Genomic DNA, 12,841 nt, shown 5'->3' on the forward strand with positions numbered 1-12,841 from the left:
CATGAACAGTTTCACTATCGGGCACCGTTGTGTCGGTCTGGACCAGCCGCCGCTGGTGATCGCGGAAATGAGCGGCAATCACAATCAGTCGCTGGCGCGCGCGCTGGAGATCGTCGAGGCGGCGGCGGCGGCGGGTGCCCATGCGCTGAAACTGCAGACCTACACTGCCGACACCATGACCCTGGACCTGGCCCATGGCGAGTTCTTCATCGCCGACCCGAACAGCCTGTGGGATGGCTCTTCGCTCTATGCGCTGTACGAAAAGGCCCATACCCCCTGGGAGTGGCACCGGCCGATCTTCGAGCGCGCTCGTGAACTGGGATTGCTGGTCTTCTCCACGCCGTTCGACGAAACCTCGGTGGATTTTCTGGAAGGCCTCGAGGTACCGGCCTACAAGATCGCCAGCTTCGAGAACACTGACCTGCCGCTGATCCGCAAGGTGGCGGCCACCGGCAAACCGATGATCATCTCCACAGGCATGGCCAGCCTGGCGGAGCTCGAGCGCACCGTGCAGGTGGCGCGAGAGGCGGGCTGCCGTGACCTGGTATTGCTCAAATGCACCAGTACCTATCCGGCTAGCCCGCAGAACAGCAACGTGCTGACCATCCCACACATGCGCGAGCTGTTCGGCTGCCAGGTTGGTTTGTCGGACCACTCCATGGGCGTCGGCGTGGCGGTGGCGGCGGTGGCGCTGGGGGCTACGGTGGTGGAGAAGCACTTTACCCTCGACCGTGCCGACGGCGGTGTGGACGCGGCGTTTTCCCTGGAGCCTCGGGAAATGGCGGCGCTGGTGCTGGAAACCGAACGTGCCTGGCAGTCGCTTGGGCGGGTGCACTATGGCGCGACAGCGGCCGAGGAAGCTTCGCGGCGATTCCGGCGTTCGCTGTACGTGGTGCGCGACATGGCCGCTGGCGAGGTGTTCGATCGCAGCAATGTCCGGGCCATCCGTCCGGGTCTCGGGCTGGCGCCTGGCCATCTCGATGCGGTGCTCGGGCGCAAGGCCCGGCAACCCCTCAAGCGGGGCACCGCGCTGGACTGGTCGCTGCTCGACTGAGGTCCGCCCTCACTGCGACTGGTTTGCCTTGCACCGGACGCGCCTCACCTCATCGTCGAGGTGACGAGTCCTGGCAAAATATGCGATTGTCTTGAAATATTCGTGACCTATCGGTCAGAGCGGGCATCTCTCTCTGTAACCGTTAATGGGCCAGGCCTGCATTTGTTGCACGCCTGCCCCGCCTGCCGCCCAGTCCACCGGGTGGTGGATCCCGTTTTCAGGCGCCGTTCGAGTCATGCGGACGGTGGTATTGAGCTGTTATTTATTGGGAAGCCATGATGATCGGCATTAAAAGCATCGCGAGCTATGTGCCCGCTGCCGGCCTGGACAACTATGTACAAGGCGCTAAATTCGGCAAGGACGAAGCGTTCATGTTCGGCAAGATCGGCGCGAGCTTCCTGCCCCGCAAGGACGATGAACAGGAAACCTCCGATCTGTGCGTCGAAGCGGTCAACAACCTGTTCGCCGCCAATCCGCAACTCAAGCGCGAGTCGATCGACGCGCTGATCGTCGTCACCCAGAACGGTGACGAGGAAGGCCTGCCCCACACGGCGGCCATCGTCCAGCACAAGCTCGGCTTGCCGACCCATGTCGCGGCCTTCGACATCTCCCTGGGCTGCTCGGGCTACGTCTATGGCATCTATGCGCTCAAAGGCTTCATGGAGGCCGCAGGCCTGAAGAACGGCCTGTTGGTGACCGCCGACCCGTACTCGAAGATCGTCAACCCGGAAGATCGCAACACCACCATGCTGTTCGGCGATGCCGCCACCGCTACCTGGATGGGCGAGAGCGCCACCTGGCAGCTGGGCAAGGCGAAGTTCGGCACCGACGGTGGCGGCGCGCCGCACCTGAAGGTCACCGATGGCGAGTTCTACATGAATGGTCGTCAGGTCTTCAACTTCGCTTTGATCAAGGTGCCGGCGCACCTGCATGAACTGCTGGGCGAGTCAGGTCTGGAGAACAGCGACATCGACGCTTTCTGCATTCACCAGGGCAGCGCTGCGATCGTCGATGCCGTGGCGCGACGCTTCGAGGAAGATCCCGAGAAGTCCCAGGCCGACAAGTTCATCAAGGACATGCTCGAGACCGGCAACACCGTGTCCTCGAGCGTTCCGCTGCTGTTGCAGAAGCACATGTTCGACAGCACCTGGAAGCGCGTTGCCATCAGCGGCTTCGGCGTCGGCCTGTCGTGGGGTTCGGCGATTCTCTACAAGGCTGAATAAGCGCTGCCAGTAGGTTACTCTTCGGCGTTTCGCAGGTAAGGGAAGCTCAACCCATGAGCGAGTTTTTCCAGCGTAATGCTGAAGTGCTGCAGGCCCGCTGGCCAGCGCTGTTCGAGCGCTTGCAAGGGGAGGCGGACGGCGCGCTCGAAGTCGAACTGGTGGAGGGCCTGGGCTCGACCTTGAGCGTGTCCGGCGTTCAGCTCACCAGTCGGCACGACCGGCTCGCCGAAGCACGTCTGCAGGCGGCGAGCTTGCCGGTCGACAGTGCCATCCTCCATCTCTACGGTACCGGTCTGGGTGACCTGCAGCGCGTGCTGCTGGAGCGGCCGGAGCTGGTCCGGCTGCAGGTGTACCTGCTCAATGGCGCCTTGTTCAAGCTGGTGCTGCAACTGCTCGATCAGTCCGACTGGCTGGCAGACCCTCGGGTCGAACTGGCTTACGCCGGTGACAGTGCGGAAATTGCCCTGCCATTCTTCGCTTTGCCATCCGAGCGTGTGCTGGCCGATGACTTCAACGCGAAGATTCGCGACCGGCTGATCAGTGAGGCGCACCTGGCGGACAACAATCGCGCCTTCGATGCGGCTGACCCGCGCTTGCAGAAGCTGCTCGAAGACAGTTTGCCGTTGCTGCGTCAGGACCCTGATGTGGCCGGCCTGTTCGGCACCCAGGCCGGACGAGACTGCTATGTGATCGCCACTGGGCCGTCCCTGGCTGGGCACCTGCCAGCCCTGGCGCGGGTGCGTGCCCAGGCTGAGCGGCCACTGTTCATCTGTGTCGACACTGCCTACCTGCCGCTGCTGCGGGCCGGCATCCAGCCTGACATCGTGGTCAGTGTCGATCACAAGATCCGCTTGCACCACTTGCCGCCGGACGACTCGGCGACAACCGCACTGGTGTACATGCCGATGCTGGACGTCGAGTTGCTGGGCAACTGGCGCGGGCCGCGCTACGCCGGCTATTCCGCCAGCGCGCTGTATGCCCAGGTGCGACAAGAGATACCGCGCGCCGAGTTGTTCGTCGGCGGCAGCGTGATTCACCCGGCAACGGACCTGGCGGTGAAAATGGGGGCGGCGTGCATTACTTTGTTCGGCGCCGATTTCGCCTTCCCGGGTAACCGCACCCATACCGGCTGGGACGACGGCGTGCTCGGTCCGTCTCTTGCGGCTGCGCAGCATTGGGTGCTCGATGGCCATGGTCAGCGGGTACGCACCCAGCTGAACTTCCGTGGCTACCTGATCGAGCTGGAGCGATTCATCGCGCGCCATCCTCAGGTGCGGTTCCACAATACCAGCCGGGCCGGCGCGCACATCGCCGGCACCACCTTCGACCCGGAGTTCTGTCCATGACTGCTGCCAATCAGGTGGGGGCGGCCCGTGAGTGTGCCGCGTTGTTGCGTCTCGGGCGGGATGTGGAGGGGGCGGTGCGCATGGTCGAGTTGTTCGATGCAGTGCTGGCGCAGGTCGACGCTGAGGCGGGGGCGGTGGTTCTGCAGGCCATGCTCGATGCGCAGCAGCGCCAGGACTGGTTGGCGCTGGCTGATTACCTCGAATACGAGCTGGTGCACCTGATCGAGCAGGGCGCCTCGCGCTGAAATGTGACGTGGTTCACAGGGGGCTGGTGAGCGGGATGCCGGAGTGCGGGGCTGAAAGGCCCGATTTGCAAGGGGTGGCGCGGTGATGGCATTTTTTTTTGGAAAACCGCTAAAGCAACTTGCAAACCCGACGATAACCATTACGAAGGTTCTCTAGGCCACACCCGGCGGATGCCAGGGCCGGAAGCCGTAGTATCCATCCAACGAGGAATTCGTCATGGCATTAACCGTAAACACCAACACCACTTCGCTGGGCGTGCAGAAGAACCTGAACAAAGCTTCCGACGCTCTGAGCACCTCGATGACCCGTCTGTCTTCCGGCCTGCGTATCAACAGCGCCAAGGACGACGCCGCTGGTCAGCAGATCGCCAACAAGCTGCAGACCATGGTTACCGGTACCACCGTTGCCATCAAGAACGCCAACGACGGTAACTCGATCACTCAGACCGCTGAAGGCGCGCTGTCGGAAATCACCAACATCCTGCAGCGTATGCGTGAGCTGGCTCTGCAGGCACGTAACGACTCCAACGGCACCACTGAACGCGCTGCTCTGAACAAAGAGTTCGCTGCCAAGTCCGACGAGATCACTCGTATCGCCACCTCCACCACCTTCGGTACCAGCAAGCAACTGCTGAACGGCACCGCTGGCACCATGGAGTTCCAGGTCGGCGCAATGACTGGTACCAGCCAGATCCTGAGCGTTTCGATGACCTCCTCGTTCGCTGCATCGACCCTGGCTGTCGGCACCGGCACCCTGGCGATCTCGGGTACTTCCGACTCCGCTGTTCACACCTCGGTTGACGCCGCCATCACCGCGATCGACGCCGCTCTGCAAACCGTTGACAACAAGAAGTCGGACCTGGGTGCTATCCAGAACCGCTTCCAGTCCACCATCAACAACCTGCAAAGCATGAACGAGAACTCGGCTGCCGCCATGGGCCGTGTTCAGGACACCGACTTCGCCGCAGAAACCGCTCAGCTGACCAAGCAGCAAACCCTGCAGCAAGCTTCGACCGCAGTTCTGGCTCAGGCCAACCAGCTGCCGTCCGCCGTACTGAAACTGCTTCAGTAATAGCGCGATGAAGTTTGGCGAGGGAGTGCCTGGGCACTCTCTCGCTTTTTACTTTTAGAGGTGAAGTGCGATGGACATAAGCGTCAAGTCGAGCCCGTCGTATCCGGTGTCGCCGCTGGCCGGCAATACCCACAAGGATGATGCGGCCGAGAAAGCCTACGGGCAGGTTCGCAAGACATCGCAAGAAGACGCTCCCAAGAGCGAGGCCGAGTTGCATTCGGCTGTGAAGGAAATACAGGATTTTGTCCAGTCGTTGCAGCGCAACCTGGAATTTTCGGTGGATGATTCCACCGGTACGTGGGTCGTCAAGGTTGTCGCCCGCGACAGTGGCGAGGTGATTCGTCAGATCCCATCGGAAACTGCACTGGAACTGGCTCGGAGCTTGCACGACGTCAACAGTCTGCTCTTCGATGAGAAAGCCTGAAGGCTGGCAGGTCATTTGAATTTTTGCACCGATACTGACGAGGCAGCTCAGCTTTTCGGCGTTAACCAGAGAAGGAGGATGTAATGGCAAGTCCAATTCTACCGAGTTTGGGACTGGGTTCCGGTCTCGATACCGCGTCCATTGTGAAGGCCCTGGTTGATGCTGAGAAAACCCCCAAGCAGAGTCAGCTCGATCGTCGAACCACGGCGAACACGGCATCCATTTCGGCGGTCGGCAGCCTCAAGAGCGCGCTGACTGCCTACAAGACGGCGCTGGAAAAGCTCAACGACAGTGCCAACCCGGCGTTCCTTGGTTCCGTGGCATCGACCTCCAATGACAAGAACGTCAAGGCCACCGCTGGCAGTTCGGCGGTCAATGGTAGCTATTCGATCCAGGTCAATCAGTTGGCAACGGCATCGCGCGTGGCCAGTCAGCGCTTTACCGATAGCAGCTCGGTGGTGTCTGCCAGCGGCGGTACGCTGACCATCACCCAGAACGGCACTAATGTCGATGTCACCATTCCTGCCAACGCCACGCTGCAGCAGGCGCGTGACGCGATCAATGCCCAGGCGACGTCGAAAGGCTTCACTGCCAACATCGTCAATGACGGAACCGGTTCGCGTCTGGTATTGAGCTCCGACACCATGGGTGCAGGCTCGGATATTTCCACCTCGGGCATTGCCGAGCTGACCATCGACCCCGCTACGCAGATGACCGACGCGGGTGGTGCTGGCCGCATCGGTAACCTGGCAGTGGATGCCCAGTTCACTATCGATGGCATGAGCCTCACCAGCAAGTCGAACAAGGTCGACAATGCGATCAGTGGCATGACGTTCGAACTGGTGTCCAAGACTGACGCGCTTTCTCCGGTGACCATCACCGTGGCCGCGAACACCGATGGCCTGAAGAAGTCTGTACAGTCGTTCGTCGACGCCTATAACGCCTTGGTCACCACCATCAATACCGTGAGTGTGTCGGTCAAAGGGTCGGACGGTACCTGGACCTCTCCGGCGCTGGCGGGCGATTCGGCGATTCGCAGTATGCAGTCGGCCCTGCGCAACGAGCTGGTGGTGCCGGGTACGGGTGGCTCGGGCCAGCTGACCGTTCTCTCGCAGTTGGGGATCAACACCGTTCAGGGTACCGGCCTACTCGAGTTCGATAGCACCAAGTTCACCAAGGCGATCAATGATCAGAAGCTCGGTGGCGAGGTACAGAACCTGTTCAATGGTGATGGTGGTCTGCTCGACCGCATGACCAAGGCGATGGAGCCGTTCTCGGCCTCCGGTGGCGTGCTGGACGAGCGCAACAAGTCGCTCGAGGCGGCCAAGAAGAGCTTGAGCCTGGAGCAGAGTTCCCTCGACGCTCGCATCAAGGATCTCGAGGCCTCGCTGACCAAGAAGTACAACACCATGGACACCTTGGTGGGTCAGCTCAACGCCCAGCGCGACAGCGTGCTTTCGATTTTCGAAGCGATGTCGGCCCAGCAGAAGAACTCCTGACGCACCCGGCACTTCATGGCAAGGACCTGGCATCTTCCTTCGAGTTGTCCGGTTGATGAGGCGATGGGGTGTGGTAGAGCCGACGCCAAAAGCCCGACGAAGCGTGACGCTTCGTTGGGCTTTTTGTATTCTCCCTAAAGTTTTTTGACGCCGCGCCGATAGCCCGGTCATACAGCAACCCCGTGGTGACGAGGTACCCCATGAATCCAATGTTAGCCCTTCGGCAATATCAAAAGATCGGCGCCCAGGCGCAGACCTCCGAGGCGAGCCCGCATCGTCTGGTGCAGATGCTGATGGAAGGCGGCCTGGACCGTATCGCTCAGGCCAGTGGTGCGATGCAGCGCAAGGACATCGCCGGCAAAGGCATCGCGATCGGCAAGGCTATCGGCATCATTGGCGGGCTGCGTGAAGGCCTGGATCGGGACAACATGACCGACGACCTCAATCGCCTCGACAACCTGTACCTGTACATGACTCGCCGTCTGAGCGAGGCCAATATCCATAATGATCCGGCAATCCTCGACGAGGTCAGGGACTTGCTGACCACGGTCAAGGAAGGCTGGGACGCGATCGGCGATCAGTCGACGGCACCCTGAGCCGGGAGGTTGTATGAGCGAGGTGATCGAACGTATCGAGCGAACCCGCGATGCATTGCAGGCAGCTTTGGCCAGTCGTGACTGGAATGTGGTCAGCGAGCTCGACCTTGAGTGCCGTATTTGTGTCGAGGATGTGCTGGCCGAGGCGCTCAGCAATGAGGCGGCGGTACGTTCGAGCCTGGAAAGTCTGCTGGGCGTTTATCAGCAGCTAATCGAGGTTGCAAGTGGCGAGCGTCAATCAATAGTCGACGAGATGACGCAAATCCGTCAGGCGAAAAGTGCCGCCAAGGTATACCATCTGTTCAGTTGACCACAGATGTGCAAAAAAGCCGTGCGCCATTAATTTGACTACGTGCTGTTTTTTGACTTTACTAGTGGCTGTTTTCGAATTTCAGACGTCCGAACACTGACCATTCAGTCGGAATGATCTCGAGCACGCCTAAGGGCGCCGATATGACTAGGGAAGTTGCTATTGCATGTGGCGTGAAACCAAAATTCTCCTGATCGATGACGACAGCGAGCGCCGCCGCGATCTGGCGGTGGTTCTGAACTTCCTCGGCGAAGAGAACCTCCCATGTTCCAGCCAGGACTGGCAGCGGGTGGTCGAGCCATTGTCGTCGAGTCGCGAAGTACTGTGCGTGCTGATCGGTACTGTAAAAGCTCCTGGTGGAGTGCTCGGGCTCCTTAAGACCGTGGCAGGTTGGGATGAGTTCCTTCCTGTTTTGCTTTTAGGTGAAATTTCTTCCGCGGAGTTCCCGGAAGACCTGCGCCGTCGAGTCCTGTCCAACCTGGAAATGCCGCCAAGCTACAGTCAGTTGCTCGATTCCCTGCACCGTGCCCAGGTCTATCGCGAGATGTACGACCAGGCGCGCGAGCGTGGTCGGCAGCGTGAGCCGAACCTGTTCCGCAGCCTGGTGGGTACCAGCCGGGCGATCCAGCATGTGCGGCAGATGATGCAGCAGGTGGCTGACACCGATGCCAGCGTGCTGATCCTGGGTGAGTCCGGCACCGGCAAGGAAGTGGTGGCGCGCAACCTGCACTACCACTCCAAGCGTCGCGAAGCGCCTTTCGTGCCGGTCAACTGCGGCGCGATCCCAGCCGAGCTGCTCGAAAGCGAGCTGTTCGGCCACGAGAAGGGCGCCTTCACTGGGGCCATCACCAGCCGCGCCGGGCGCTTCGAGCTCGCCAATGGTGGTACGTTGTTCCTCGACGAAATCGGTGACATGCCGTTGCCGATGCAGGTCAAGCTGCTGCGCGTGCTGCAGGAACGTACCTTCGAACGCGTTGGCAGCAACAAGACCCAGAGCATCGATGTACGCATCATCGCGGCAACCCACAAGAACCTCGAGACCATGATCGAGGACGGGACCTTCCGCGAGGACCTGTACTACCGACTCAATGTATTCCCCATCGAAATGGCGCCGCTGCGTGAGCGTGTTGAAGACATCCCGCTGCTGATGAACGAGCTGATTTCGCGCATGGAGCACGAAAAGCGTGGCTCGATCCGCTTCAACTCGGCCTCGATCATGTCGCTGTGCCGTCACGGCTGGCCGGGTAACGTCCGCGAACTGGCCAACTTGGTCGAGCGCATGGCGATCATGCATCCGTACGGGGTGATTGGCGTCTCGGAGTTGCCGAAGAAGTTCCGTTACGTGGACGATGAAGACGAGCAGTTGGTCGACAGCTTGCGCAGCGACCTCGAAGAGCGCGTCGCCATCAATGGCCATACGCCGAACTTCGCCAACCATGCCATGTTGCCGCCTGAAGGGCTGGATCTGAAGGACTACCTGGGTAGCCTCGAACAAGGGCTTATCCAGCAGGCATTGGACGATGCCAACGGTATCGTTGCGCGAGCGGCTGAACGTTTGCGTATTCGTCGGACCACCTTGGTGGAGAAGATGCGCAAGTACGGCATGAGTCGCCAGGGGGGCGAGGATCAGGCTGAGGATTGATTGGGGTAAGGCTTGCGTAAGGCTGGCGTAAGCCTTGCGTAAGCCTTGCGTAAGCCTTGCGTAAGCCTTGCGTAAGCCTTGCGTAAGCCTTGTGCTGTGCGGTGTGGCGAACATCGAGCGCCGCCCGCGCGGCGCATCGCGAGCAAGGCTCGCTCCTACGTCTGTTTCGGGCCAGTAACGTCAGTGACAGGCGCGCGCGACCGCCTTGTTCGTGGGGCTCGCTATCGCGCAGACATAGTTGGCCTGAAACAACGTGCGTGTCTTGCTCGTGATGCGCCGCACCGCAAATCCCAAGGGCGTACACTGCACAAACCCCCATCTCCGGCACGGCTATTGCTACACCGCTGGCACCATACCGTTTTTATGACGGTCAGCCACGCGAGAGAGCACGATGCCCCAGGCCGCCCACTTTTCCCGAACCCCGAATCCGCAAGGGGGTGCCTCGGTCGAACAGGAGAGTCGACAGGGGCTTGAGCAGGCCTTCGCTCTGTTCAATCAGGTATCCACTCAGCTCAACGAGTCCTACAACATGCTCGAGGCGCGCGTCAGCGAGCTGCGTGGCGAGTTGGCGGTCGTCAGTGCGCAGCGCATGGACGAGTTGGGAGAGAAGGAACGCTTGGCCAATCGTTTGCAGAATCTGCTGGACTTGCTGCCGGGCGGGATCATCGTGATCGATGGGCAGGGGCTGGTGAGCGAGGCCAATCCGGCCGCGTGCGACCTGTTGGGTGAGCCGCTGGTGGGACAATTGTGGCGCGAAGTGATCGCTCGCAGTTTCGCCCCGCGCAAGGATGACGGCCACGAGGTGTCCCTGCGCGATGGGCGGCGCTTGTCCATCGCCACGCGCTCGCTGGACGCTGAGCCCGGTCAGTTGGTACTGCTCAATGACCTGACCGAAACTCGGCGCCTGCAGGACCAGTTGGCCCGTCACGAGCGCCTGTCGTCCCTCGGGCGCATGGTCGCTTCCCTGGCTCATCAGATTCGTACGCCGTTGTCGGCGGCCATGCTCTACGCCAGTCATTTGGCGGACGAAAGCCAAACCCTTGCGCCGCAGACGCGGCATCGCTTCGCCAGCAATCTCAAGGAGCGCTTGCACGAACTGGAGCACCAGGTGCGCGACATGCTGGTGTTTGCCCGTGGCGAGTTGCCGTTGGGGGATCGCATCACGCCCAAGGGGTTGTTCCAGGCGCTGCAGCAGGCGGCGCAGTCGCATGTCCAGGGGCATGCCGTGCGTTGGCAGTGTGACAGTCATCTGGGGGAGTTGCTGTGCAATCGCGACACCTTGGTCGGCGCGTTGCTCAACCTTCTTGAAAATGCCTTGCAGGCCAGTGGTGGCCAGGCTCGGATCAAGGTGCACCTGTATCGGCGAGAGCAGGTGCTGCACCTGTGTGTCAGTGATGCCGGCTGCGGTATCGCGGCTGATGTGCTCGAACGTCTGGGTGAGCCGTTCGTGACCACCAAGGCCACTGGCACCGGGCTGGGCCTGGCGGTGGTAAAGGCGGTCGTGCGTGCGCACCAAGGGCGCGTGTGCCTGCGTTCGAAAGTGGGGCGAGGCACCTGTGTCAGGGTAGAGCTGCCATTGATCGATGGGCAGCCAGTGGAGGTCATGTAATGCAGATCAAGGTGCTGCTGGTCGAGGATGACCGCGTGTTGCGCCAGGCGCTGGGCGACACCCTGGAAATCGGCGGCTATGGCTACCGCGCGGTCGGTAGTGCCGAAGAGGCGCTCGAAGCGGCAAGCGGCGAGGCGTTCAGCCTGGTGGTCAGTGATGTGAACATGCCGGGCATGGACGGTCACCAACTCTTGGCGCAGTTGCGCCGTCATCACCCCCATTTGCCGGTGCTGCTGATGACCGCTCATGCTGCGGTGGAGCGCGCCGTCGATGCGATGCGCCAGGGCGCTGTCGATTACCTGGTCAAGCCGTTCGAGCCCAAGGCGTTGCTAAGCCTGGTGGAGCGCCATGCCGCAGGGCGGGTGGGGCCGGCTGACGAAGACGGGCCAGTGGCTTGCGAGCCGGCCAGCCGGCAATTGCTGGAGTTGGCGGCGCGGGTTGCGCGCAGCGACTCCACGGTGTTGATCTCGGGTGAGTCGGGCACCGGCAAGGAAGTGCTGGCGCGTTACATTCACCAGCAGTCGTTGCGTGCGGCGCAGCCATTCGTGGCAATCAATTGCGCGGCCATTCCGGACAACATGCTCGAAGCGACCTTGTTCGGTCACGAGAAAGGCGCTTTCACCGGTGCGATCGCCGCCCAGGAGGGCAAGTTCGAGCAGGCCAACGGCGGCACCTTGCTGCTCGATGAGATTTCCGAGATGCCGCTGGGGTTGCAAGCCAAGTTGCTGCGCGTGCTGCAAGAGCGCGAGGTGGAGCGGGTAGGTGGGCGCAAGCCGGTCACGCTGGATATTCGGGTACTGGCCACTACCAACCGTGATCTGGCGGGTGAAGTGTCGGCGGGGCGATTCCGCGAGGACCTTTACTACCGTCTTTCGGTATTCCCCTTGGCGTGGCAGCCGCTGCGCGAACGCAGTGGCGATATCCTGCCGCTGGCCGAGCGTCTGCTGGCGCGCCATGTGGCGAAGATGAAGCATGCGCCGGTGCGGCTGTCCGCCGATGCGCGGGCTTGCCTGCAGGGTTATGCCTGGCCCGGCAACGTCCGAGAGTTGGACAATGCGCTGCAGCGGGCTTTGATCCTGCAGCAAGGCGGGGTCATCGAGGCGGCGGATTTCTGCCTGGCTGGCGCCATACCCTTGGCGACTTCGGGCGGTGCCATTACTGCGCCATTATCTGAAGATTTGACGGTCGAGGGCTCTGGGTTGGGTGATGACATGCGTCGTCACGAATTCCAGATGATCATCGACACCCTGCGCGCCGAACGTGGGCGCCGCAAGGAAGCTGCCGAGCGGCTGGGGATCAGCCCACGCACCTTGCGCTACAAGCTGGCGCAGATGCGGGATGCCGGGCTCGATGTAGAAGCCAGTCTGTACGGTTGAAAACCACGAATTAGCAGGATGGTGTGCGGGCTGGCACTCTTGTTGCTAGCTCCAGGCTATCCGCTGCATCAGTGTCAAAAAAATGCGGCCGCCGGAGAGAGAAGTCCATGAGCCAAGGTGTTGAATTCAATCGTCTGATGTTGGACATGCGTGCCATGCAGGCCGAAGCCATGTCCGCGCCCAAGGCGTCGGTCGCCGCAGAGCTGGCGCCAGGCCAAAGCAGCTTCGCCGACATGCTCGGCCAGGCCATCAACAAGGTGCATGAGACCCAGCAGGCGTCCACCCAGCTGGCCAATGCCTTCGAGATCGGCAAGAGCGGCGTCGACCTGACCGACGTGATGATTGCTTCGCAGAAAGCCTCGGTGTCCTTCCAGGCCCTGACGCAGGTACGTAACAAGCTGGTTCAGTCGTACCAGGACATCATGCAGATGCCAGTTTAAGGACG

The 12,841-nt window shown here is 61.3% G+C and carries 13 protein-coding genes; all 13 read left to right on the forward strand.

Features of this window, described 5'->3' with window-relative positions; all coding sequences use genetic code 11:
• Position 1: 1 nt before the first annotated feature.
• Positions 2-1,054, forward strand: coding sequence for a pseudaminic acid synthase (gene pseI / locus C4Q26_RS19700; RefSeq protein ID WP_023381542.1), 1,053 nt, complete (start codon positions 2-4; stop codon positions 1,052-1,054).
• A 278-nt stretch (positions 1,055-1,332) separates the two neighbouring features.
• Positions 1,333-2,277, forward strand: a complete 945-nt coding sequence (locus tag C4Q26_RS19705; RefSeq protein ID WP_023381541.1) for a ketoacyl-ACP synthase III — start codon at positions 1,333-1,335, stop codon at positions 2,275-2,277.
• A 53-nt stretch (positions 2,278-2,330) separates the two neighbouring features.
• Complete coding sequence (locus tag C4Q26_RS19710; RefSeq protein WP_104881399.1) at positions 2,331-3,623, forward strand: motility associated factor glycosyltransferase family protein; 1,293 nt, start codon at positions 2,331-2,333, stop codon at positions 3,621-3,623.
• Positions 3,620-3,868: a hypothetical protein gene (locus tag C4Q26_RS19715; protein WP_104881400.1), complete on the forward strand. Its 249-nt coding sequence runs from the start codon at positions 3,620-3,622 to the stop codon at positions 3,866-3,868. Before C4Q26_RS19710 ends, C4Q26_RS19715 begins: the two co-directional genes overlap by 4 nt.
• Before the next feature lie 217 nt (positions 3,869-4,085).
• Positions 4,086-4,940, forward strand: coding sequence for a flagellin domain-containing protein (locus tag C4Q26_RS19720; protein ID WP_023381538.1), 855 nt, complete (start codon positions 4,086-4,088; stop codon positions 4,938-4,940).
• Between the two features lie 70 nt (positions 4,941-5,010).
• Positions 5,011-5,364, forward strand: coding sequence for a flagellar protein FlaG (locus tag C4Q26_RS19725; protein ID WP_023381537.1), 354 nt, complete (start codon positions 5,011-5,013; stop codon positions 5,362-5,364).
• Positions 5,365-5,447: 83 nt separating this feature from the next.
• On the forward strand, positions 5,448-6,863 hold the full coding sequence (fliD, locus tag C4Q26_RS19730; RefSeq protein ID WP_104883417.1) for a flagellar filament capping protein FliD: 1,416 nt from the start codon (positions 5,448-5,450) through the stop codon (positions 6,861-6,863).
• A gap of 200 nt (positions 6,864-7,063) precedes the next feature.
• Positions 7,064-7,459 carry a flagellar export chaperone FliS gene (fliS, locus tag C4Q26_RS19735; RefSeq protein ID WP_027908237.1) on the forward strand — a complete coding sequence of 132 codons (396 nt, stop codon included), beginning with the start codon at positions 7,064-7,066 and terminating at the stop codon, positions 7,457-7,459.
• Between the two features lie 13 nt (positions 7,460-7,472).
• On the forward strand, positions 7,473-7,769 hold the full coding sequence (locus C4Q26_RS19740) for a hypothetical protein (protein WP_023381534.1): 297 nt from the start codon (positions 7,473-7,475) through the stop codon (positions 7,767-7,769).
• A gap of 166 nt (positions 7,770-7,935) precedes the next feature.
• Positions 7,936-9,411: a transcriptional regulator FleQ gene (fleQ, locus tag C4Q26_RS19745; protein WP_023381533.1), complete on the forward strand. Its 1,476-nt coding sequence runs from the start codon at positions 7,936-7,938 to the stop codon at positions 9,409-9,411.
• Between the two features lie 391 nt (positions 9,412-9,802).
• A complete protein-coding gene (locus C4Q26_RS19750; protein WP_104883418.1) occupies positions 9,803-11,020 on the forward strand; it encodes a PAS domain-containing sensor histidine kinase in 1,218 nt (405 codons plus the stop codon).
• Entirely contained in the window at positions 11,020-12,396 is a 1,377-nt protein-coding gene (locus C4Q26_RS19755) for a sigma-54 dependent transcriptional regulator (protein ID WP_023381531.1), read from the forward strand. The genes C4Q26_RS19750 and C4Q26_RS19755 overlap by 1 nt, the downstream gene beginning before the upstream one ends.
• Before the next feature lie 107 nt (positions 12,397-12,503).
• Positions 12,504-12,836: a flagellar hook-basal body complex protein FliE gene (fliE, locus tag C4Q26_RS19760; protein ID WP_023381530.1), complete on the forward strand. Its 333-nt coding sequence runs from the start codon at positions 12,504-12,506 to the stop codon at positions 12,834-12,836.
• Positions 12,837-12,841 lie beyond the last annotated feature (5 nt).

Origin of the sequence: Pseudomonas sp. SWI44 (assembly GCF_002947915.1) — a bacterium.
GTDB lineage: Bacteria > Pseudomonadota > Gammaproteobacteria > Pseudomonadales > Pseudomonadaceae > Aquipseudomonas > Aquipseudomonas taiwanensis.

What these genes read in the sequence shown, in the direction of transcription:
- C4Q26_RS19720 (WP_023381538.1), top strand. Translation starts at nt 4,086, where the DNA reads ATGGCATTAACCGTAAACACCAACACCACTTCGCTGGGCGTGCAGAAG.
- fliS (WP_027908237.1), top strand. Translation starts at nt 7,064, where the DNA reads ATGAATCCAATGTTAGCCCTTCGGCAATATCAAAAGATCGGCGCCCAG.
- C4Q26_RS19750 (WP_104883418.1), top strand. Translation starts at nt 9,803, where the DNA reads ATGCCCCAGGCCGCCCACTTTTCCCGAACCCCGAATCCGCAAGGGGGT.
- pseI (WP_023381542.1), top strand. Translation starts at nt 2, where the DNA reads ATGAACAGTTTCACTATCGGGCACCGTTGTGTCGGTCTGGACCAGCCG.
- C4Q26_RS19740 (WP_023381534.1), top strand. Translation starts at nt 7,473, where the DNA reads ATGAGCGAGGTGATCGAACGTATCGAGCGAACCCGCGATGCATTGCAG.
- fliE (WP_023381530.1), top strand. Translation starts at nt 12,504, where the DNA reads ATGAGCCAAGGTGTTGAATTCAATCGTCTGATGTTGGACATGCGTGCC.
- C4Q26_RS19715 (WP_104881400.1), top strand. Translation starts at nt 3,620, where the DNA reads ATGACTGCTGCCAATCAGGTGGGGGCGGCCCGTGAGTGTGCCGCGTTG.
- fleQ (WP_023381533.1), top strand. Translation starts at nt 7,936, where the DNA reads ATGTGGCGTGAAACCAAAATTCTCCTGATCGATGACGACAGCGAGCGC.
- C4Q26_RS19755 (WP_023381531.1), top strand. Translation starts at nt 11,020, where the DNA reads ATGCAGATCAAGGTGCTGCTGGTCGAGGATGACCGCGTGTTGCGCCAG.
- C4Q26_RS19725 (WP_023381537.1), top strand. Translation starts at nt 5,011, where the DNA reads ATGGACATAAGCGTCAAGTCGAGCCCGTCGTATCCGGTGTCGCCGCTG.
- fliD (WP_104883417.1), top strand. Translation starts at nt 5,448, where the DNA reads ATGGCAAGTCCAATTCTACCGAGTTTGGGACTGGGTTCCGGTCTCGAT.
- C4Q26_RS19705 (WP_023381541.1), top strand. Translation starts at nt 1,333, where the DNA reads ATGATCGGCATTAAAAGCATCGCGAGCTATGTGCCCGCTGCCGGCCTG.
- C4Q26_RS19710 (WP_104881399.1), top strand. Translation starts at nt 2,331, where the DNA reads ATGAGCGAGTTTTTCCAGCGTAATGCTGAAGTGCTGCAGGCCCGCTGG.